This window comes from Rhizobacter sp. P2_G4, from assembly GCF_056403575.1.
Genome location: NZ_JBFUFG010000002.1, coordinates 1,055,175 through 1,076,629, shown reverse-complemented (window position 1 = coordinate 1,076,629; position 21,455 = coordinate 1,055,175). Strand labels below are relative to the sequence as shown.

General features: G+C 65.6%; 14 protein-coding genes and 2 pseudogenes. 10 read left to right on the top strand and 6 right to left on the bottom strand.

Annotation, left to right across the window (positions count from 1 at the left end; genetic code table 11):
* Nucleotides 1–9 precede the first annotated feature (9 nt).
* From AC1DYS_RS11360 to AC1DYS_RS11350, 3 genes are all read left to right on the top strand, one after another.
* Nucleotides 10–402 carry an ester cyclase gene (locus AC1DYS_RS11360; protein WP_477899018.1) on the top strand — a complete coding sequence of 131 codons (393 nt, stop codon included), beginning with the start codon at nt 10–12 and terminating at the stop codon, nt 400–402.
* Nucleotides 403–685: 283 nt separating this feature from the next.
* Complete coding sequence (locus AC1DYS_RS11355) at nt 686–2,155, top strand: TldD/PmbA family protein (protein ID WP_477899016.1); 1,470 nt, start codon at nt 686–688, stop codon at nt 2,153–2,155.
* Entirely contained in the window at nt 2,152–3,528 is a 1,377-nt protein-coding gene (locus AC1DYS_RS11350; protein WP_477899014.1) for a TldD/PmbA family protein, read from the top strand. The genes AC1DYS_RS11355 and AC1DYS_RS11350 overlap by 4 nt, the downstream gene beginning before the upstream one ends.
* A gap of 132 nt (nt 3,529–3,660) precedes the next feature.
* Here AC1DYS_RS11350 and AC1DYS_RS11345 read toward each other — a convergent pair whose 3' ends face one another.
* Nucleotides 3,661–4,608, bottom strand: a complete 948-nt coding sequence (locus AC1DYS_RS11345) for a LysR family transcriptional regulator (RefSeq protein ID WP_477899012.1) — start codon at nt 4,606–4,608, stop codon at nt 3,661–3,663.
* Nucleotides 4,609–4,696: 88 nt separating this feature from the next.
* Here AC1DYS_RS11345 and AC1DYS_RS11340 point away from each other — a divergent pair, with 88 nt between their 5' ends.
* Nucleotides 4,697–5,677 (top strand): MBL fold metallo-hydrolase, encoded by a 981-nt coding sequence (locus AC1DYS_RS11340; RefSeq protein ID WP_477899010.1) that lies wholly within the window; start codon nt 4,697–4,699, stop codon nt 5,675–5,677.
* Between the two features lie 401 nt (nt 5,678–6,078).
* Nucleotides 6,079–6,681 (top strand): 2-hydroxychromene-2-carboxylate isomerase, encoded by a 603-nt coding sequence (locus tag AC1DYS_RS11335; RefSeq protein WP_477899008.1) that lies wholly within the window; start codon nt 6,079–6,081, stop codon nt 6,679–6,681.
* A 224-nt stretch (nt 6,682–6,905) separates the two neighbouring features.
* On the opposite strand, the gene AC1DYS_RS11330 is transcribed toward AC1DYS_RS11335, so the two are convergent.
* Together AC1DYS_RS11330 and AC1DYS_RS11325 are read right to left on the bottom strand one after the other, a co-directional pair.
* Nucleotides 6,906–7,373 carry a GFA family protein gene (locus AC1DYS_RS11330; RefSeq protein ID WP_477899006.1) on the bottom strand — a complete coding sequence of 156 codons (468 nt, stop codon included), beginning with the start codon at nt 7,371–7,373 and terminating at the stop codon, nt 6,906–6,908.
* A 451-nt stretch (nt 7,374–7,824) separates the two neighbouring features.
* Entirely contained in the window at nt 7,825–8,691 is an 867-nt protein-coding gene (locus tag AC1DYS_RS11325; protein WP_477899004.1) for a c-type cytochrome, read from the bottom strand.
* A 193-nt stretch (nt 8,692–8,884) separates the two neighbouring features.
* Here AC1DYS_RS11325 and AC1DYS_RS11320 point away from each other — a divergent pair, with 193 nt between their 5' ends.
* The 3 genes from AC1DYS_RS11320 to AC1DYS_RS11310 all read left to right on the top strand — a co-directional run bounded on the left by AC1DYS_RS11320 (nt 8,885) and on the right by AC1DYS_RS11310 (nt 13,207).
* Entirely contained in the window at nt 8,885–9,679 is a 795-nt protein-coding gene (locus tag AC1DYS_RS11320) for a hypothetical protein (protein WP_477899002.1), read from the top strand.
* Nucleotides 9,680–9,786: 107 nt separating this feature from the next.
* On the top strand, nt 9,787–10,341 hold the full coding sequence (locus AC1DYS_RS11315) for an ECF-type sigma factor (RefSeq protein ID WP_477899000.1): 555 nt from the start codon (nt 9,787–9,789) through the stop codon (nt 10,339–10,341).
* Nucleotides 10,342–10,369: 28 nt separating this feature from the next.
* Nucleotides 10,370–13,207: a serine/threonine-protein kinase gene (locus tag AC1DYS_RS11310; protein ID WP_477898998.1), complete on the top strand. Its 2,838-nt coding sequence runs from the start codon at nt 10,370–10,372 to the stop codon at nt 13,205–13,207.
* Between the two features lie 47 nt (nt 13,208–13,254).
* On the opposite strand, the pseudogene AC1DYS_RS11305 reads toward AC1DYS_RS11310, so the two are convergent.
* Nucleotides 13,255–13,407: pseudogene (locus AC1DYS_RS11305) on the bottom strand (ECF-type sigma factor); the annotation flags it as partial.
* 153 nt (nt 13,408–13,560) lie between these two features.
* Here AC1DYS_RS11305 and AC1DYS_RS11300 point away from each other — a divergent pair.
* Nucleotides 13,561–13,782, top strand: a pseudogene (locus AC1DYS_RS11300) (serine hydrolase); the annotation flags it as partial.
* Nucleotides 13,783–13,805: 23 nt separating this feature from the next.
* Here the strand turns inward: AC1DYS_RS11300 and AC1DYS_RS11295 are convergent.
* Together AC1DYS_RS11295 and AC1DYS_RS11290 are read right to left on the bottom strand one after the other, a co-directional pair.
* Nucleotides 13,806–14,588 (bottom strand): hypothetical protein, encoded by a 783-nt coding sequence (locus tag AC1DYS_RS11295; protein WP_477898996.1) that lies wholly within the window; start codon nt 14,586–14,588, stop codon nt 13,806–13,808.
* Nucleotides 14,589–14,784: 196 nt separating this feature from the next.
* Complete coding sequence (locus tag AC1DYS_RS11290; RefSeq protein WP_477898994.1) at nt 14,785–18,030, bottom strand: PKD domain-containing protein; 3,246 nt, start codon at nt 18,028–18,030, stop codon at nt 14,785–14,787.
* 556 nt (nt 18,031–18,586) lie between these two features.
* On the opposite strand from AC1DYS_RS11290, the gene AC1DYS_RS11285 reads away from it, so the two are divergent.
* A complete protein-coding gene (locus tag AC1DYS_RS11285; protein ID WP_477898992.1) occupies nt 18,587–21,421 on the top strand; it encodes a serine/threonine-protein kinase in 2,835 nt (944 codons plus the stop codon).
* Nucleotides 21,422–21,455 lie beyond the last annotated feature (34 nt).

Below are 21,455 nucleotides of genomic sequence, written 5' to 3'. Positions count from 1 at the left end.
CGACAGTTCATGGCCCGCTTCGTGGAGTTCATCAACACCGCGGACCCGCGGCTCGCCACAGAGTTGGTTTCTCCGAACGCCGTGTTTCACGTTCCCGGGCGCGCCGAACCCGTGCAGGGGCCACAAGGCTACCTGGAGATCATCGGAATGATGCGCGGCGGGTTCCCAGACATTCAGTGGACTCTTGAGGAAACCGTCATCGAAGGTGATGTCATCGCGGCGCGATTCACGATGCGCGGGACGCACCGCGGAGCCTTCTTCGGCGTGCCTCCCACCGGCAAGACGATTGCCGTGCAAGCGCTGAACATCTATCGGCTCTCGACCGGGAAGATCGTCTCCGAAGTGGGGCAACCGGACCTGCTCGGCCTGATGCAGCAGATCGGCGGGTTGCCGAGTTCCTGAAGCCCTGCGCACCGACGGTCTGTCCGAGCCGGACATCGTCGTGGCATTGCGCGAGGTCGCCGGGCATGGCATCGACCATGTCGTCGAGGTTGCACTCCAGTTCATCTGAAGCGTTGCCCGCCACGCGGCTACAGCACAAGTCCCTTGGAGAGTGAACCTGTAGGAGCCTGCAACTGCATCGAGCCTGCCACTCCGGCGGCAGGCCGTCGCCAGCTGAATGCTGAAGACGGGCAGAATCGGCAGCCGGCTCACGAGGCCGACTCAACTCCACCGGACACTCATCATGCTGGACACCCTGGAACAACACGCCCGCCGCGCAGCCGGGCGGCTGCCCGCCACCGCTCATCACTGGTCAGTGCGTGGCGTGCGCGAATACTCCGAGCAACTCAGCGTCCGCCAGGACGTGGCCGAAGCGCCGCAGCGCGCTCACGAGAACGGGGCCATGGTGACCGTGATCGACGGTGGCCTGGGTTACGCGGCGACTTCGGATCTTTCCGAATCCGGCCTGGCGGCAGCCTTCGAACGGGCGCAGGTACTTGCGCGGGCCAGTGCAGGCCGGACGGTGATCGACTACGAACGGATCGCGCGGCCGGCCGCTTCAGGGCACTACGCAAACCTTGTCGAGCGCCCGGCATCGAGCGCCACTCTGCCGGAGAAACTCGGCTGGCTGCGCGATGTGTGCGCTGCTGCAGGGGGTGATACGCGCATCGTCGACCGCCATGCGACGCTGTGGCACGTCAAGACCGAACAGCTTCAATTCACCAGCGACGGCGCGCGCACCGAGCAGCACTGGGAGTTCATGACACCCTCTGTGCAGGTGACAGCGCACGCGAACGGGGTGACCCAGGTGCGCTCGAGCGCCGGCCAGTACAACGGGTATTGCCAGCAAGGCGGCATCGAGGTGCTCGAGCGAGCCCGTTTTCGCGAGAGTGAAGGTCCGCGTGTGGCACACGAGGCGCTCCAACTCATCACGGCCACGCCCTGCCCAAGCGGGACGTTCGATCTGATCCTGATGCCCGACCAGATGATGCTGCAGATCCACGAGAGCATCGGCCACCCTCTCGAGTTGGACCGAATCCTCGGCGACGAGCGCAACTTCGCCGGCACCAGCTTCCTCACGCTCGACATGTTCGGCCACTACCAGTACGGCAGCGAGCTGCTCAACGTCAGCTTCGACCCCGGCCACGAACATGAATTCGCCGGTTTCGCGTTCGACGACGACGGCACGCCAGCCGAACGCGCGCTGCTGATCGAGCGCGGGTTGCTCAAGCGCCCGCTCGGCGGGAGTCTCTCGCAAGCGCGGGCGCAAGCCCAGGGTTTCGAGCTCGGCGGGGTGGCAACCACGCGCTCTTCCAGTTGGAATCGCGCCCCGATCGATCGCATGAGCAACCTCAATGTCGAGCCCGGCGACAGCAGCCTCGAGCAGATGATCTCCGGCACCGAGCTGGGCGTCGTGATGCACACCAACTGTTCGTGGAGCATCGACGACTCGCGCAACAAGTTCCAGTTCGGCTGCGAGTACGCACGCATGGTGCGCGGCGGCCGGCTCGCGGAGGTCGTGCGCAACCCGAACTACCGCGGCATCAGCGCGACCTTCTGGCGCTCGCTGGCGATGGTCGGCAATTCGGAAACTGTCGAGGTGATGGGCACGCCCTTCTGCGGCAAGGGTGAGCCCTCGCAGGTGATTCGCGTCGGGCATGCATCGCCGGCCTGCAAATTCTCCAACGTCGACGTGTTTGGAGGTGCGCTGTGAACCGCAGCCTGCAGTCCTCCGGTGCCTACACCGATCCGGTCGCCTTCGAGCTCCTGGCCGACGGGTTGCTGCGCGTCGATCCGTCGGTGGATCGCACCAGCCTCTACCTGCGCGCCGAGGCCAGCGACTTTCTGCGCTTCAATCGTGCGGCGCTGCGGCAGGCCACGTCCGTGCAACAAGCCCACGTGACGCTTGCCGTCGAGCGCGGGCAGCGCCGCGCCGAGAGCACGCTCACGCTGGGCGGTGAACCGGCACTCGATGTCCAGCGGCTGCGCTCCGAGCGCGAGCTTCTGGTGAGCCAGCTCGACCTGATCTCCGACGATCCGTGGCTGTCCTACCCCAAGGCCGCCACGCACAGCCGCCGCGACGACCGCGGCGCACTGCCCGAGGCCGGCCATGTGATCGAGCTGGTCCATGAACTGGCGGGCGTCAAGCTCGAGCAGGATCTGGTGGGCTTCTACGCCGGGGGCCCGGTGGTGCATGCGTTTGCCGACAGCCTCGGCTCGCGCCACTGGCACCGGGTGGAGAGCTTCCACTTCGACTGGTGCCTGTACCACCGAGCCGACAAGGCGGTGAAGACCAGCTACGCGGGCACGCATTGGGATGACGCCGCGTTCGCGGCCAAGCTCGAGGAAGCCGCGCGCCGCATGCCGCTGCTCACCCGCGAGGCCCGCACACTCGAGGCCGGCGCCTACCGCGCTGCGTTCTCCCCATCCGCAATGGTCGAGCTGCTCGGCACGCTGGGCTGGAGCGGCTTTTCGCTGAAGTCGCGCCGCACTGGGGTCAGCTCGCTGATGCGCCTGGAGCGCGGCGAGGCGGCATTCGACGCTCGCTTCAATCTCGACGAGGCCGTTGCAGTGGGCACCGCGCCAGCCTTCACGGCCGAGGGCTTCGTTCGCCCGGATCGCATCGCGCTGGTCGAAGCGGGCAAGCTGCCGGAATCTGGAGGCACCTTGAATTCGCCGCGTTCCGCGGCCGAGTATGGCGTGGCCGCCAACGGCGTCGGCGCACAGGAGTCGCCTGAGGCGCTGCACCTGGGGCCGGGCTCGATCGCCCACGCCGATCTGCTGAGTACGCTGGACACCGGCCTGTATGTCAGCAACCTCTGGTACCTGAACTACAGCGATCGCCAAGCCTGCCGCATGACCGGCATGACGCGTTTTGCGTGCTTCTGGGTCGAGGATGGCAAGCTGGTGGCGCCAGTCAACGTGATGCGCTTCGACGACGACGCGTTGCGCCTGTTCGGCTCGGGGCTGGTCGGCCTCACCGACGCGCTGGAGTTCACGCCCAACAGCGACACCTACGGTGGACGTCAGCTTGGCTCCGTCACCACGCCGGCTGCGGTGGTCGAGGGTTTCAAACTGACGCTTTGATCCTGGGCGGGGCGGTCGCCGGCGCACCCAAGGACTCGCGTGCGGTGCGGGGGCTGCCCGGGCCCCCGGTCCACCGCGAACCTGCGAACGTCCCCGCTCCGACCAGGCCCGTACGCCTGGTCCCTCTCAGAATCAAACCTGATTCGGAGAACGATCCGCGGAGGCCTTATCGGTCAGCAGCTCCCATTCGCTGCGAAGGCTCTTGAGAGCGTAGTCGGCAAAGTGGCGTACTCGCGGGGCCAGATGCAATGCATGCGGGTACACGACATGCAGCGGTGCGCTGGGGATGCTGTATCGCCCCAGCACGCGCACCAGCGTTCCATCCCTCAGCTCCGAGCCCACATCCCATATGGACTTGAGAAAGATCCCGCCGCCAGCGAGCGCGAGCGCTTTGGCCGCGTTGCCGTCATTGCACAGAAAGGTCGCGTTCACCTCGGCCGAGACCGGCTTGCCTTCGTGCTGGAAGAGCCAATGCCGCGTGCTTCGCGTGCCGTAGAGGATGCAGTTGTGCGCTGAGAGCGCAGCCGGCGTGTCGGGAGAGCCGAAGCGCCGCACGTAGTCCGGCGCGGCGCACAGGACGAGCTCACTGTCGGCGATGTGGCGTGCCGTCATCGTCGAGTCGTCGAGCACCCCGAAGCGCAGCGCGAGGTCAATGCCTTGCTCCACGAGATCCACGACGTCATCGCTCAAGACGATCTCGATCCTCAAGGCCGGATGCATGGCTTGGAACTGCGCCGCCAGCGCTGCGAGATAGCGCGTGCCCAGCATGCGCGGTGCCGTCACCCGCAGGTGTCCGTCGATGTCGGTGCGGCTGTGCTGCATCACCGCCTCGGCCTGCTGCACCTCCGCAAGGATGCGCACGCAATGCACGTGGAAGCGTTCGCCTTCCTGCGTCATGGATTGCCGCCGTGTGGTCCGGTTGAGCAGGCGAACGCCCATGCGCGCCTCAAGGGTGGCCAAGCGCTTGCTGACCACGGCCAGAGACAGGCCCAGCTCGTTCGCGGCCCCCGTGAGACTGCCGGCACTGGCGACCTTGTCGAAGATCGCCAGTTCGGCCAAGTTGTCGATCATTGTTTCCATATCGTTGATTGTGAAATCGCCATATCAATCTTTATCAACCAGATGGAGATAACTATAGTGCTTTTCATCGCTTAACAGGAGTCTCACGATGAAACGCACATTCCTTGCGGCCTTCCTGGCCGCCGCTGTCGCCACCAGCTTCGTCGCCCCGGTCTCATCCGCGGCCGAGGCGCCTGCGACCAAGGTGAGCCGCTACCAAGCCGGCTACTACCACTTCAAGCTCGGCGACTTCGAGGTCGCGGCACTCTCCGACGGCACGCTGCCAATCCCGACGCTGAAGCTGCTGACCAACGCCCAGCCCGGCGAGGTGGCGTCGCGCCTGGCGGACACGTATCAGACGACCGAGGTCGACGCCTCGGTCAACGCCTACCTGATCCGGGCGGGCAACCGCCTGATCCTGATGGACGCCGGCACCGGCGAGCTTTACGGCCCGACCTTGAACAAGCTCGAGGCCAGTCTCAAGGCGGTGGGCGTCACGCCGGAGCAGATCACCGACATCCTGATCACGCACATCCACACCGACCACACCGGTGGCTTGATGGATGGCAAGCGCATCGTGTTTCCCAACGCCACGGTTCACATCGAGCAGAAGGAAGTCGCGTACTGGCTGGACCCCAAAAATCGCACCCAGGCGCCGGAGGCGGCGAAGAAGTACTTCGACGAGGCTTCAGCCAAGGTGCAGCCCTATGTCGATGCCGGCAAGGTGAAGACGTTCTCCGGCGCGACCGACCTGTTCGCCGGCATCCGTTCCATCCCCGCTCCGGGCCACACACCGGGCCACACGTTCTACGCGCTCGAGAGCAAGGGCGAGAAGCTGGTGTTCTGGGGCGACCTGGTTCACGTGGCGGAAGTTCAGATGCCCGACCCGGGCGTGACGATCGTCTTCGACGTCGATCCCAAGGCCGCCGCGGCGACGCGCAAGAAGGCGTTCGCCGACGCGGTCAAGGGCCGGTACTGGGTCGCGGCCGACCACATCTCGTTCCCCGGCGTCGGCCACCTGCGCCGCGATGGCACAGGCTACCGCTGGATCCCCATGACCTACGTGAACGACCACCACGAGGCGAAGTGAACATCGGATGCTTTTACTCGCTTCATGCAGGCGCCTAACGTCCAGATGAAGTGGAGCGACGTATCGGTGGCAGGGCGCGAATCGAGGCCAGAAAGGCGAGCGAGGCAGCCGGGCCGATTGTTGCGAAGATGGACAACTCGTTCTTGGCGCCAACCTCTTTCCCGCCTGCGAAATAGCCTCTTCCGCGGCGGACGACACAGCAACCGCGACGTCATCAAAGTTGCTGAGGCTATGCACTCGGCCGGGAGCATTTGATGATGGCCGTGAGTTCTTCGGTTCTCCGACGGCGACCGGAGTCCAGCGCATCGGCCCGGCGGCGCGCGCTCAGCGGCATCCATTGCCACTCGACGAAAAGCCTGGTGTCGGGAGGACAATGATGTGGCTTCCGCACGAGATCACCCATGACCAAGTACATCGACTACTACTTCACTCCGGTCTCGCCCTGGGCGTTCCTTGGGCATGCGCGCTTCATGCAACTGCTGCGCGACTCTGGCGCCTCGGTATCGGTGCGGCCGGTCGACTTCGGGACGATCTTCCCAGCCAGCGGCGGACTGGCGTTGGCCAAGCGCGCGCCTCAACGGCAAGCCTACCGTCTTGTCGAGTTGAAGCGCTTCGCCGACGCGTTGCAGGTGCCTTTGAACCCCCAGCCGAAGTTCTTCCCAGTGCCCGCAGACCCGGCTGCGCTGCTGATCGTCGCCGCTGGCGAGCACGAAGGGGAATATGCAGCGCTGGAGCTCGCCGGGCGCTTCGGTACAGCGGTCTGGGTCGAACAACGCGACATCGGCGACGAGGCGACGCGGCGTGCGATCGTCGCCGAGGCCGGCCTCCCTGATGACCTGCACGCGCGGGCAGCCGCGCCGGACACCGCCGGCCGCTACGCCACCTATACGCAGCAGGCACTGGATGTCGGCGTCTTCGGCGCTCCGAGTTACGTCGTCGATGGTGAAATCTTCTGGGGCCAGGACCGGCTCGACTTTGTTGCCAGGCGGCTGCACGCTGGATGAGCAGGCGGAGCGGCGCCTTCGTCTCAGTAGCCGACAACGCCACGAGCAGCTTGGCGGTTGCTGCGGCGATCACCTCCAGTCGGACGGCGTGGTCGATGCGCGCGCTGTGTGCGGCAACACTGGCAGCGCACACGGCGCTGGCACCGATCGAGTAGCTGCCGCTGATCGGGGGCAATGCCGCCTTGTTGACCGGCGTTAATCCTGCGCGCCCAGTCTGGTCATCGTCACGCCATGTCTCCCTCGATGAACGGATTCTCGGCCTCGTATTCGGCCCGGCTCTTGCGACGATGTTCGCCCTGGAGATGCACCGACGCCATGGCACGGTCTACGTAGATCTCGGATCGAAGCGGCCACGCGCGTGCCGCGTCGAAGAGGCCAGGCATCAACTCGTAGCTCTCGGGCTCACCCCCTTCCTGGACATCGTTGAACCAAAGGTGCGAACCGCAGCGCGGGCAGAAGGCGCGTTCGGAGAAGGCGGAGGAGCGGTAGCGCGTGACCTCGCCGGTGATGGTGACGGCAGATGCGTCGGCCTCAAAGCACAAGAACAGGCCCCCCGTCCATTGTTGGCACATCCGGCAGTGACAGGCGCCGACGCGCGGCTCGTGCTCGCCGGCCACAGTGATCGTCACGGCACCGCAGAGGCAGTGGCCACGGAGCAGAGACGAAGAGGAATTTTGGATGACGGATGACATGTTCCCGGCTCCTGAATCGGATACCAGGCGGTGGCAACCGACGTGCCGGGGCGCGCACCAAGCCCGTCTGTCGCGTGTACAAGCGCCATGCAGGTCGACACTTAGGTCGGGTCTCGATCACGTGAGTGGCAGACAGAACGTGACGCGGGCGCTCCCACCGTGGTGTGGGGCGCCCGCGGGTCTGGCTACGGAACCGATTACATCGATCGGGGATCCGCCCCGGACCTAGAGGGTGTAGACATATCACCTCCTTTCGCAGTGGCAACGAGGCCTACAGAGTAGCCGGTTTGGGCTCGTGTTGGCGGTCGAATTGACCGAAAGTCTGGAAGATCGGGTGGACTCTTGAACCTGCCCACCAGCGCCGGACTGCTCGCCATCCTGAATGAATCTCGTCTGAATGACGGGGGACGGGCGGTACCGCCGGGTCTACGTAGTAAGAGTGTGCGTTCGACTAGCGCGCGCCCGCTTCGGGCATTCCGTGCAAGTAGCGATACAGCGCTCGCACCTCCTCACTGGTGAAGTTCGAGAAATTCATGGCGGCCCACCCCGTCATCACGCCGAGTTTGCGCCCGCCGCTGCCGACTCCCGTACGCATGAGCGTCGCAAAATCCTCAGGCGAATAAGCTGCCACCACGCGCAGGCTCGGAGCGACGCCCTCGGGATGCTCCGCTCCACCCAGGTCCGCCGCATGACATTGGGCACAGGAAGTCCGAGCGAGATAGCGCCCAAGAGTCGTTTCGGCATCTGTCGCCTGCGGCGGCGGCGATGCCCGTTCGACGAGCTGCAGAGACGTTTGGTACTTGCCGATCAGCAGACCGAGACGCCCGATGGGCCCAATCGACAAGCCGCCTTCGAGACCTTCCGACGGCGGCAGGCTTGCGAGGTACCCAAGAATGTGGCCCAGGTCCGAGTCGCTCAGTGGCGCAAACGCCTGCGACGGCATCACCATCATCGTCGTTCCATCGTCGGGTCGAACGCCTTTTCGGATCGCCGTGATGATGTCTGCCGTGCTGTGGTGCCTGATTGAATAAGTCAGGTTCGGTGCCACGATCCTTGCGATGAGCGGCTCGTCGAACAACACGTTCCCCTCCGCGGAAGGGCCATGACAACTGAAGCATCCGTGCACGAATGACAAGCGCTTGCCCTCGGCGATTGACGCCGCGTCTGACGGAACATCGATCGCAGCGGCTTTATCCGGCGAGCTTTGCCGCAACATGTATTCGGACGCGCCGTAGACGCCCATCCCACCGACGAAGACTGCCAGCGCAACCCCGGCCAGCGCAACGCCGCTCCATCGCATGAATCGCTTGAGAGTCATTCCTTCGTTCCCCTGAACTGTGTTCGAACCGCTCGGTCGTCGGCGAAGGCCGGGTTCGGATGACCTTCAGTTCGTTGAACGATCTTTTTGGCTCACAACTGACATCGCTCGCAAGCATGTCCATGCTTAACAGCGTTTCTCGTTCACCCCTTCAGGACCGCGCGATATCTCGCGCCGTTGCAAAGGGCGGACGATGGATTGGTTGTGCAAGGCCGTGCTCACGGCGGGCGTTGTGTTGCTGGTGATGATGGCGGCGAAACGAGGCAGCCGTCGGTGGGCGGGTATGGTCGCTGCGCTGCCGACCATCACCGCGCCGACGCTGGCCTGGCTCGCGCACAAAGAGGGTGTGGCGTTCGCCATCAGCGCCTCGATCGGAAGCGTCGCCGCCTGCGCGATGCTGGCGGTTTTCGCACTGGGCTATGCACGCGTCTCCCGGTACGGCATCGCTGTTGCGCTGATCTGCGGAGTGGGCGGTGCGCTGGCAATGGCTCTTCCGGCTGAGGCGGCCAGTGCTCATCTGACCTGCGCGTTGGCACTCGCGCTCGGGAGCTGTGCGATCGCGTTCGCCGCGATGCCCAGCCTGGGTGCAGATCTCGTGTCGCGGCAGCGATCGTCCAGTTCGATGGTCCTCGTCGCGGTGACCACAGGCGGATTCACCGCGCTCGCGGCGACCATCGGCCCGTCGATGGGCGGGTTCGCGACCGGACTTCTCTCTTCGTTGCCGTTGATCACCGGGTCGGTGGCCGTTGCCGAACACACCGCCTGCGGGCACCGCGCTGCCACGCATTTTCTGCGCGGCTATGTCGGCGGGCTGTTCGGCAAGGCCGCGTTCGGCGCTGTGTTTGCGTTGGTCGCTCCACACGTCGGTGCGATCGCGGCACTGACGCTGGGCTGCGCATGCGCCTGCCTGATGTCGACAATTCAGACGCGCCCAGCGCCCGCCAGAATCGCCCCGCTGCCGGCTCCGACATCACGCCGGTGGGAGTGACGCGATGACCCCGCGTGTGCAGCTCCCGCTCAGGGCCTCCGACCGCGGCCAAGAGATTCTCCAGATACCATCGCTGTTCCGAATCTTCACGTGGACGGAACACTGGCATGGGAGAAGTGACGCTGCTGATTGGACGCGCGCGCGAAGGAGACCGCGAGGCCTTCGACCGGATCTTCGAGCTGCTCTATCCCGAGCTCCGGCAGATCGCCCACCGGCGCTTGGCGCGCGGAGCGCGCGACGGGCTGATAGAAACGACCGCGCTCGTCAACGAGTGCTACCTCAAGTTCATCCAGCGCGAGACCTTGACCCCAGCGGACCGCTCCCACTTCCTGGCGTACTCGGCAACGGTGATGCGCTCGATCATCGTCGACGCAGCGCGCGTCGCGCAGACGGACCGTCGCGGCGGCGACATGGAGCATGTGACGCTCGACTCCGAACTCATCGGCACGCTGCCGGCCGCGTCCGATGAGATCCTCGACGTGCACGCCGCGCTCGAGGATCTCACCCGCATGGACGAACGGCTCGCGCGAGTGGTCGAGATGCGCTACTTCGGCGGCATGGAAGACGCCGAGATTGCCGAGGCCCTCGGCCAGTCGACACGAACCGTGCGCCGCGACTGGGACAAGGCTCGGCTGCTGCTGGCCCACGCCCTGAAAACCTGAGGGCGCCGGCCGCCGCCCGCACGACGGTATGACGCCGCTCTCGCCGTTCGAAGCACATTGGCCTGCGATCAGCGCGTTGCTCGACGAGGCGTTGAGCCTGCCAGTGCCTGAGCGCGCGGCGTGGCTCGAAGGCCTGGCTGGCGAGCGAGCGGCTCACCGCGAAGCCCTGCGCGCATTGCTGGCCCACCAGGCCCAGGTCGAGACCGATGACTTCCTGAACGCGCTACCAAGGCTGGACACGGCAGACACAGCCCCGTCGCTCGGCCGGCTGGCCGCGGGCAGCAGCGTCGGCGCCTACCGACTGATCGCGGAGATCGGCCAGGGCGGCATGGGCACCGTGTGGCTCGCCGAACGGGCGGACGGGCTCATGAATCGCCGCGTGGCGCTGAAGCTTCCGCGCATCGTCTGGGGCGACAGCTTTGCCGAGCGGCTGGCGCGCGAGCGGGAGATTCTCGCCACGCTCGAGCACGAGCACATCGCCCGGCTGTACGACGCCGGCATCGATGCGCATGGCCGGCCATTCCTCGCGATGGAGTATGTCGACGGAGAACCGATCGATGCCTACTGCCGCACTCACGCGCTGTCGGTGCGCGAGCGCGTCGCGCTGCTGCTGCAGGTGATGGCGGCGGTCAGCCACGCGCATTCACGGCTCGTCGTCCACCGCGACTTGAAGCCGAGCAATATCCTGGTGACGCTCGATGCGAAGGTGAAGCTGCTCGACTTTGGCATCGCCAAGCTGCTCGAGGGTGACAGCACGCTGCGCACCGCGCTCACCGAACTCTCGGGCCGCGCGCTGACGCTGGACTATGCGAGCCCCGAGCAGATCCGCGGGGAGCCCCTGGGCACGGCGAGCGATGTGTACAGCCTGGGCGTGGTCGCGTTCGAAGTGTTGGCCGACGCGCGACCTTACCGGCTCAAGCGAGGGACTGCCGCCGAGATGGAGGATGCCATCGCGAGTGCCGAGCCACGGCAGGCAAGTGATGCGGCGACTGCGACTGCGGCGCGCAAGGCATTGCGCGGCGATCTGGACGCCATTCTCAATCGCGCGCTGAAGAAGGCAGTGGTTGAGCGCTACCCAAGTATCGACGCCCTCGCGCAGGATCTCGAGCGCCACCTGCGCGACGAGCCGGTGCAGGCCCGGCCTGACCGGCTCGGCTACCGCGTCGCCAAGTTCATCGGCCGTCATCGGCTGGGCACTGCGGCGACGGCGGCGCTGGCCGCGTCCATCGTCGCAGGCACCTCGGTCTCGGTTTGGCAGGCGCGGCTCGCGAAGCAGGAGACCCAGAGGGCGCTCGGCGAGGTGTTACGGCAAACCGCCGTCCGCGATCTCTATCTCGACACCTTGGCGCGCGTGTCCACAGTCGCGCAAGAACACCCCGAGGCACTCGCCCGATCCGGCGCCGTGACCTCGATCATGCTGGAGCGGTTGCGCGAAGTGGCGCCCCTCTATGCGAACGACCCGCGTGCCCGAGGAGGGCAATATCAGGCGGCGATTGTGCAACTTGAAGCCGCCAACCGCATCGAGGAAGCGATCGCGCTCATCACCGAGTACCTGGACCTTCTGAAGCGCAGCAACGGCCCTCCGAAAGACCTAATTTGGGCCTACACCGACCTCGGCCGAGCCTTGGTGCGCGTGGAGCGCTTCGATGAGGCCGAAGCGGTGCGGCGCGCCGGCGCCAGCGTGAACCCCGGCAGCGACGACATCGAGACCGAGTCGGAACGCGTATTTCTGCTCGCCGACATCGGCGACCTTCTGAGCAAGCGAGGTTCCCGCGACGAGGCGATCAAAGCGTTCATGCAAATCGACGCGCTGTCCAAACGCCTTCCCGAACTCGCCGACCATAACTTCTTCTCGTTACGCGGGCTGGGGGTTCTCAACCTCGGTGTCAACGACGGTCAGGCACTGACGTACTTGCGACAGGCGCGGGCCGCCTTGGCCGCCAAAAACAGCGCGCCATCCACGGAGCTCGCGAACACGAGTGGGCCGCTTGGCGATGCCCTGCTCGCCAACGGCGAGGCTGACCAGGCCGAACGCGAGTTCATCGACGTCGTGGCCCACTATCGGAGAAGGAGTGGGCGCAACGCAGCGTTGAGCCTGCGCAGTTTCGGCCGCCTCACGGCGGTGGTGGCGCGGCGCGACCCCGCTCGCGCATTGGCCATGCTGGACGACGAGATCAAAGCTCTGAGCGCACTACCGGGGGGCGCGTCGCCGCGAGCCGATCAAGTGCTGGGCGCTCGCCGCCTGGAGGTGGCTTGGCTGACCGGTGATACGTCTGCGGCGGTCGGAGCATCTCCCGAGGAGACTCGCAAGCCTTTGGCCGTGTTGATGGACGAGCCGGGCCAACTGTCAATCGCCGCGAGCCGCTTGCTGATCCTGCAGGGACGAGCGGGCAACGCACTGCAACGCATGCAAGCCCTGCGCGCAAGGCTGCCGACCGGCGACAAGCCGAGCGTGCCGTGGCTGGTCGTGACGCCAGCTCTGCTCGAAGCCCAGGTGGCGGCCGGTCAGCCTGCCGACGCGAAACGTACCGCAGACGCACTGCTGCAGTTCTTCGAAGGCGAACACGCACAGGGCGGCCACGAGTACCGCACCGCCGCAGCGCTCGGCGCACTGGCCACAGCTCGGGCCGGCGATCGCGATGGCGCTGCACGCCTGCTCGCGCGCCTTGCGCAGGCCAAACCGCCGCCCTTTCCGTCTGCCGTGGAACGAGCCCAGTGCGAGCTATACCGCGCTCAGGCGCTCGCGGAAACCGGTCAGGGAGCCGCAGCGGCCGAAGTGGCCCGCGCCGCACTGCCCGACCTCGCCGGCCAGAACCCGTCCAGCCCGCGCCTCGCGCTCGCACGCCGACTCGCCGAGGGCGGGTGAGCCGCTCAACCGCGTAGCGCGTGCGCGAGCAGCAGCCGTGCCTTGTCCTAGTCGCGCTGCACGGTGCGTTCGGAGAGTTCGAGCGCCTGCGCGATCTCGATGTTGCTCATGCCGCCGAAGTGGCGCATCTCGACCACCCGGACGACGCATGGATCAACCTGCGCCAGTTCTTCGAGGGCCGCGTGCACGTCGAGGATCTCCTCCGCCGGGTCGACGAGCGGACCTTTCCCTCACCCACAAGCTTGGAGCGATCTCGCCAATCCAGGCGTTGATCAGATCGATTCCCTCTGTGTGGTTGACTTTGCGACTGATCGGAGGCATCACGTCACCCGGTCCGGGGTAGCTATGCGCCGGGCACCTTCTGGTACTACAACAACTGGGATTTCAACGTCCTCGGCACGATCTATGAGCGAGCGGTCGGCACCTCGATCTTCGAGAGCTTCAAGCAGCACATCGCCGATCCGATGGGCATGCAGGATTTCCGCACCCGGGACGCAGCGAGCCAGCGGCCTGAACGCGTCGTTGTTCAGACCTTCCCTGGCTCGCGGACCACCTCCGGTCCCACCGCTCGGTGATGGGACATCTCATTGAATGGCCGTCAGCGAGTGAAGGCGTATCCGAAGGCGATGCTGGTCCAGTACTTCCCTTCATATTTCCAGCTACTCCCGACGTCGCCGCCCAAGCGGTCCTGACCCACAAAGATGCCGATTTGAAACGCGTCGAGGTGCGTCAGGATGAAGCCGGTTGACCAAGTAAATGCGGCTCGCGTGCCGGAGTCTCGGACCGAGCTGCCCGTGGTTGCAGAGTCATCGGTGATGTTGACGAGTGACATGCCGACGCTCGCGGCGGGCGTGATTGCCACTCCCAACGGTCCGCCGAATCGATAGCCCACGAAATAGCCGAGATTGGATTCACCACTCAAAGACTTGTCACTGCGCCGCTTGAAGGGGACGAACAACGCTCCGTGGGTGATGCCGAAGTGTCGATAAAAGTCTTTGGGAATCTCGACCGGGTCATTTGGCTTGTACAGACTCCTGTCATCACCAGGCAGCCCAAGCGAAGTTGTCTGGTCGCAGGCGAGTGCCAGCGACGCATTGGCCTCGGACCCGAAGGTCCAGCGGCTCTTGCGCCTGAGCAGCGTCTGTCCTGTCACCGCTCGCACCACTTCGAATTTGGAACCTCGCTTGAAGCAGACGGTGTCTCCGTCATCACCCTGAGGTGAAGTCCGGACCAAGTTGTAGTCGACGTCAAGGTGAATGACGTCACCCCTCTGAAGCACCAACGGCGCATCTTGAGCGAATGCTGTCCCGGGTAGGGCCGCGAGACCAGCGGAAAGCCCGATGACAGCCGCGTACACGCGGCCCATTTCTCGATTCTTCATACTGTTTCCTCGCTTGGTAAGGATCTCGTGAGAGCTGCAAACTGGAGATCGCTCTATCGAGCATTCCGTGAGGTATGACGGCGGGCAAGCATCGCGGCTTCTGCAATGGATGCCTGCGGTGTGGCTGCCGCCTTATCGGACCTTGCCGACGAGGCCCTCAGCGGGACCGGCGGCGAGGTCGAGTTGCAGCAAATCCTCAAGGCGTCTTCTTCAGCAACACGATGCTGAAGGTGTTGTTGAGTCCGCCAGCCACGTTGGACAGCGCCGGCACGATCGCCGCCATGTAAATCTCGCCGTCGACCACCAGCAGGCGGCCGTCAGTCAGGTTCCGCGCCGGTGTCACTCCGTGCGCGGTGTAGGCCGCGAGCGTGCCGTCCACGCCGGTGCCGAAGCCGGACCAGCCCGACGTGTTGCGCTGGACAACGGCGGCGGTGTTCGAACTGTTCTGGTTCAACCACGTCATCAACGCGTCGTTGCCGAGCATGGCAAAGCCTGCGAGACCGGCCGTGTTGAACATGCTGCCGGGTAGCTGATAGCCGCCAGTCGTGAGCCAGTTGCTACTATCGAAGCGATAGACAGCGGTGCCGCCGCTGGTGGCGGTTCGCTCGGCGTTCAGCACTGCGATCGTTCCGCCGATCACGGGCTTGCCTGTCGTGTCGAATGCGATCCGGAACGTGCTGAAGCCCAGCGTGTTCGACTCCGGCAACACGCCGCCATTCGACCCGACGGTCTGCCAGGTGCCGCTGGTCGCATCGAATCGACGCACAACGGTCGAGTCGGCGTTGACAGCGTTGCCCTTCAACACGAACCACAGCGTACCGGCCGGGTCCAGCGCCAGGTCGTGCGCGCTGTAGTTGACTGCGAACGAGTCCTGCGCGTTCGCGGCGAGCTTGCTCCAGGCCGTGCCGTCGAAGCGCTGGATGCGGATGGTCGCGGTGCCGTGATACGCGACGATCGGCCGGTCCGCCGCGTCAATGACCACGCGCGGGGATTGGGCGTCGGTGCACGAGTCGGTCGACTGCGGCAGCACGCCTTCGTTCGGCCCGATCGCCTGCCACACGCCGCCAACCAAACGGCGTGCCGTGACGGAGTAGGCGTCGGCCGCAGTGCGGGTTGCATAGACGATCGTCGGCGTGTTCGTGCCGTCGAACGCGATGCTCGTTGTGTGGTTGCCGCAGCCGAGCGGCGAGGTCGTGATTGTTCCGCCGACATCCTCCCAGGCGGTGCCGTTGAAGCGGCGCAGTTGCAGGGTGGACGAGTAGATCTGGTTCACAAGCACTTGGCGCCTTACGCCCACGACCGGTTGGCCGTTTCGGTCGGCCACGAGGTCGACGAGCGAGAAGGTGTCGTCGACCGCAATCTCGTCGGTGACCCGCGTCCAGTCGATGGCTTCGCTGGTGAGCCGAAGCGTGCTCGGCGTGACGTCCGCCCGGCCGTAAGTGAACACGTAATGACCCGCGGGCAATGCGAGGTCTGCGATCTCGGGGTGAGAACTGCTGACCTTGCTTCTCGACCAGAGAACGCTGCCGTCCAGCCCCGCCAGGCGCATCTCGCCCTTGGGGTTGAACACGTTCACCTTGGCCGCGATGTGCACCGTGGTCGGCACGGCCAAATCGAAGCCCGCCCGATACGTCTGGTACTGGGCCACGTCACGCGTCACATCGGCCGGCAACGCGATCGTTTCATTGTTCACGCCACCGAGCAGTTCGCCGTTGATCGTCACACCCGCCGGCTGGTCGACGATGACCTCGAGCAGGTAGCTGCCCGCGCCGGGCAACCCCAGGAGAATGCTGCCCACCTGCGTGCTGCCGGTCGTGCTGGCGAACGGCGCGCTGGCCAGCACGGTCGTCCCTTGCAGCAGACGCACGATGCCGCTGACATTGGTACCGGGCACGCCAGACACGGTGAAGCGCGCAAACTGCAACTCCGTTGCCTTGAAGGAGAAGCGCCCTGTCTGACCCGCGGCGATGGACCGCACGAGGTTGGTGACTGGCAGCGTGAGCGCCTCCGTGGCCGAGCCAACGCCCTGGACGGGGCGCATCTTGATGATGACGTCGTCTTGCTGGCCGACCGGACCGTTGATGATTTTGGTGCCGGCCCAGGTCCCGTTCAACGCGGTGGCAATCAGCGACACGTTGTTGTTGGCCGGCACCGGGATCACTGTGCCGCCGGTGATCGGAATGAACGCCCTGCGCGAGAACCCGGGATAGGTCGACGTGGTGGGCGTGGCCGCCAGAGGCCTAACGCGATTCACGGTGGCATTGCCGCCCAGCGTGCGATCGATCTCGGCGAGCATGTTGCAGATCGTCGCGGTATTGAAATAGTCGCGTGCCTCGGGCAGGCCGATGATGTCGTCGTCGTACTCGCACTTCGGCTTCGGGCCGTACGGCTCGAAACCCAGGTCGGTGTTCCACCAGCTGAAGTGCGAGACGAGCGCACGCATGGCGAGGCCCGATGCAGCACCTGCATTGGCGACGATGGTTCCGGTGCCTTCCTGGATCCACACGCCGGTGGTCTCGTCGAGCGACCACAGCGGCAAGGTGTCGCCTGCCACGACAGCGCTCCCGTCGAGCTTGCGGTTGGCCATTACGGGCAGTTCGATGGTCGCGGTCTTGCCGGGCGCCAGCTGCAAGCGGTTGGCATCGTCGCCGAGCACGAACTCGACCGTGCCGAAGCTCACGATGGGCGTCGTTGCGCCATCGGGCGTCACACCATCGAAGCGGCCCGGGAAGCCGCCACCGCCTGGCAGCGTGGGATCCACGGTGGTCATCGAGATCGGCACGGCCCCCGTCGCGAGCGCGCCGCCGGCGGTGACGAGCGCGTCGGCGGGCAAGGTGATCGTCGCACCGGCCCGACCGGTCAACGATCCGCCCGCATGGGCGTCGGCCAGTGTCTCGGCCTCGTCACGTGGCCGCATCACTGTGGTGATGCGTGTATCGGTGGCGGCCGTGGCTGGCAGTTGTACCGTGCTGGTCTGGTCGGCATAGCCTGACTTGGTCAGGCGCAGCACGAGCAGTGGTCCCTTGTCGAGCGTGACGTCGGCAAGACCTGCGGAATCGGTCGTGGCCAATGGCGTCGCGGAGCCCGGCTTGCCGATGACCACCCCCGAGAGCGCCGCGCCATCGGCATCGACGACGGCCGCGTGTACGACGACCGTACCGGCAGAAGCCGCCGCTGTGGTCACGTCCACGCCACGCGTGACTTGACCCTGACGGCCGCTCGCATCGATGACTGTCAGCGTGACGCTGCGCGACCCCGCTGCGGCAAAGGCATGGGCAATCTTGACGCCCCCGCCTCGCACGCCATCGCCGAAGTCCCAGACGTACTGCAGCGAACTGCCGTCAGCCGATGTCGAGCCGGAGGCATCAAAGGCAATCGGCGTCTGCACCGTCGCCGTGGCAGGCGCCGCGAATGCCGCGGTTGGATTGCTGACAGGCGTCACCACAGGCGGCTCCCCATTCGCGGGAGGCGCCTCGGGTGGAGACGAACCGCCGCCGCACGCGGCCACGGCTGCAAGCACGACCAGGGTCGTCAGATGACGAGAGGTCGATAGAACAAGGCGGTAGAACACAGTTCAACTCCATGGTGGTCTCCTGAAGTTGAACGTGCTGACCATCTCATCCTGGACACGGAGCTACAACAATCTTCTGCCTAAGAATGTCCTTCCTTGCCCGCGCATCTCGTTCAACCTTTTAGGACGCGCGATGTCTCGCTGACAAGGGACCACGATGGATGGGTTGATCGATGCCATGCTGACAGCAAGCAATGACCCGACATCTGCGGCGCCTGTGCGCGGCGACCAATCACGACCACGAAATGCTCCAGATACCATCGTCGTTCCAAGGCTTGATGTGGACGGAGCAACGGCATGGGGGCAGTGACGCTGATGATCGGACGCGCACGAACGGAGACCGCGGGGCTTTGCCACTGGGACAAGGCACGACTGCTGCTATCGCACGTGGTGCACGGCCGATGACCGGCCTTGAGGGAGCCTCAGCGTGTCACCACTCCTGAAATTTGCAGCCGATTGGCCTGCAATCAACGCCCTGCTGGACGAGGCGCTCAACCTGCCGCCCTCTGAGCACGCAACCTGGCTGGACGGTCTGGCTGGCGAGCGCGGCGCACACCGCGAGGCGCTGCGCACGCTGTTGGCGCAGCAGGCAGAGATCGAGACCGACGATTTTCTGCAAGAGATACCTCGGCTGAACATCGACGCGGCGCGGGCGCCGCCTCATGCCTTGGTGGAAGGGAGCCATGTCGGCGTGTACCGGTTGATCTCCGAGATCGGGCGCGGGGGCATGGGCACGGTGTGGCTCGCCGAGCGTGCGGACGCCATGATGAAGCGCCGTGTGGCGCTGAAGCTTCCGCGGATCATCTGGGGTGATGCCTTTGTCGATCGCCTGGCGCGCGAACGCGAAATTCTGGCCACGCTCGAACACGAGCATATCGCGCGGCTGTACGACGCCGGCGTCGATGCGCAAGGGCGCCCGTTCCTGGCGATGGAATACGTTGAAGGCGAACCCATCGACGCGTATTGCCGCGCGAATGTGCTGAGCGTGCGCGACCGCGTCGTTCTGTTGCAGCAGGTCATGGCCGCAGTGGCACATGCGCATGCACGGCTCGTCGTGCATCGTGACCTGAAGCCGAGCAACATCCTGGTCACCAAGGACGCGCAGGTGAAGTTGCTCGACTTCGGCATCGCCAAACTGCTGGAGGGCGATCGCACCCGCGAGACCGCGCTGACCGAACTCGGCGGCCGCGCACTCACACCCGACTACGCCAGCCCCGAGCAGATTCGCGGCGAGCCGCTGGGCACGGCGAGCGACATCTACAGCATGGCCGTCGTCGCCTACGAGGTGCTGACGGGTGCGCGACCCTACCGGCTGAAGCGAGCCAGCGCGGCCGAACTGGAGGAAGCGATTGCGACCGTCGAACCGCCGCTGGCCAGCGACAGCGCATCTGAGCCACGCATGGCACGCGAACTTCGCGGTGATCTCGATTCGATCCTCAACAAGGCTTTGAAGAAGGTCGCAGGCGACCGCTACCCCACGATGGAGGCCTTCACGCACGATCTGCAGCGCTTCCTGGACGGAGCTCCGGTCGAGGCGCGGCCGGACGGCTGGGGCTATCGGGCGATGAAGTTCATCGGGCGTTATCGGCTTCAGGTGGCCGCCGCCAGCGCGGTGGCAGTGGCGCTCGTCGCCGGCACGGCGGTTGCGCTGTGGCAGGCGCGCGAGGCGCAGCGTGCGGCCGCTACGGCGGAGGCGGTGCAGGGCTTCATCGAGTCGGTGTTCAACGCCAACTCCGGCGATCAGGCTGATCCTGTGGCGGCACGCGCCACCACCGCGCGCGAACTGCTGGATCGCGGCGCGGAGCGTATTGACCGAGAGCTGGCATCGGCACCTGAGGCGCAACTGCGGCTCTACAACCAGCTGGCGGCGATGTACGCCGGCATGGCATTGAACGAGCGCAGCCTTGCACTCCAGCGCCGCAGCCTTGAACTGGCCACGCGGCTCTACGGTGCACGCAGCGACACGGCCCTCGGTGCGGCAGTTGAGATCGGTCTGTCCCTCGATGACATGGGCCAGCGGGACCAAGCGCTGGCAACCTTGCTACAGGCCGATGCTGTTGCGCGCGGCCGTCGCAACGATGACGACCATGCCCGGATGATGATCGACAGCAGCCTGTCTCATGTGTACTTCAACGCCGATCCGCCGCAGGGGCTCGAGCGAGCGCGACGAGCAGCGAAAATCGCACGAGCGCTGGGCATGTCGACGGATGGAGTGGATGTGCTCTACAACTTGGCCGAGAACGCTCGGAAGGCAGGGCATCTCTCGGAGGCACGCCTTGCGCTGGTCGATGCCGTTGAATGGATTCGCCGGCAAGGCAACACCGGCGTGCTGCCCAATGTGCTCGCTTCGCTCGGCGAGGTACAGGACGAACTTGGCCAGATCGAAGCCGCTAGCGCCACGTTCGCCCAAGCCATCGCGCTGGGCGAGCGCGTAGGCGATCCGCGAAACTTGCACGTCTCTCGTCTCAAGCTGACGCGCTTCCAGTACGAGAACCGGCTTCTGCGTGAGGCGCTGGACTCTGCCGGCGCTGACGTCACCTGGGCCCGCGGGCTCCCGCCCGACCACGAGTTCGGCGACTTGCCGTCGGTGGTCATGCTGAACTACGGCCGTACCCTGGTCGCGTATGGCGACGCCGAACGAGGGCTGACGCTGCTCGAGGAAGCGCGCATGCTGCTGCCGCAAGGTTCAACCGACCGCATGGGGCCGTTGCTTGCCGCACATGCGGATGCACTCGTCTCGCTCGGACGATTGAACGAAGCGAAAGCCGACATCGAACAGGCGCTCGCAACCACGAGCCGTGCAGGTTCACGTGTCATCGACGCGGTACGCGCGGTGCACCGCCGTTACCTGGTGGCCGCGGGGCGGCCCGAACAGGCACTGCAGGACTTTAGAGACAACGCTCAGAAGGCTGGCGAAACCGACACCGCGCAGGTGCGGCTGCGCCGGCAGGCGGAGGAAGCGCAACTCCTGCTGGCCGCAGGCCGCAATGCTGACGCGCGCACCGTGGCGACCGAAGGATTGACTGCACTCGAACGGCTCCCAGAGCGTCGTTTCGAGCGCGATGCCGAAGCTCGGCTGACCGCCGTGCGCGGCGACGCGCTGTTGCGCGAAAACCGGGCTGCCGAGGCGCTGCCGGTGCTTGAAAAGGCGCTCGCGCTGCACCTGGCTCAATACGATCCACACAGCCCGGCGACCGCGAAAGTCCGCTTGGCACTGACCAAGGCCCAAGGCTTGGCTGCCCCGCTCTCCCCTGCGCGCTGACGCACAAGCGCCGTTTATCCACCTGTCAACGACA

Bases quoted from the DNA above. Each gene is read 5' to 3' on its own strand.
- AC1DYS_RS11360 (WP_477899018.1), top strand. From the start codon at position 10: ATGGCCCGCTTCGTGGAGTTCATCAACACCGCGGACCCGCGGCTCGCC.
- AC1DYS_RS11355 (WP_477899016.1), top strand. From the start codon at position 686: ATGCTGGACACCCTGGAACAACACGCCCGCCGCGCAGCCGGGCGGCTG.
- AC1DYS_RS11345 (WP_477899012.1), bottom strand. From the start codon at position 4,608: ATGGAAACAATGATCGACAACTTGGCCGAACTGGCGATCTTCGACAAG.
- AC1DYS_RS11340 (WP_477899010.1), top strand. From the start codon at position 4,697: ATGAAACGCACATTCCTTGCGGCCTTCCTGGCCGCCGCTGTCGCCACC.
- AC1DYS_RS11335 (WP_477899008.1), top strand. From the start codon at position 6,079: ATGACCAAGTACATCGACTACTACTTCACTCCGGTCTCGCCCTGGGCG.
- AC1DYS_RS11330 (WP_477899006.1), bottom strand. From the start codon at position 7,373: ATGTCATCCGTCATCCAAAATTCCTCTTCGTCTCTGCTCCGTGGCCAC.
- AC1DYS_RS11325 (WP_477899004.1), bottom strand. From the start codon at position 8,691: ATGACTCTCAAGCGATTCATGCGATGGAGCGGCGTTGCGCTGGCCGGG.
- AC1DYS_RS11320 (WP_477899002.1), top strand. From the start codon at position 8,885: ATGGATTGGTTGTGCAAGGCCGTGCTCACGGCGGGCGTTGTGTTGCTG.
- AC1DYS_RS11315 (WP_477899000.1), top strand. From the start codon at position 9,787: ATGGGAGAAGTGACGCTGCTGATTGGACGCGCGCGCGAAGGAGACCGC.
- AC1DYS_RS11310 (WP_477898998.1), top strand. From the start codon at position 10,370: ATGACGCCGCTCTCGCCGTTCGAAGCACATTGGCCTGCGATCAGCGCG.
- AC1DYS_RS11295 (WP_477898996.1), bottom strand. From the start codon at position 14,588: ATGAAGAATCGAGAAATGGGCCGCGTGTACGCGGCTGTCATCGGGCTT.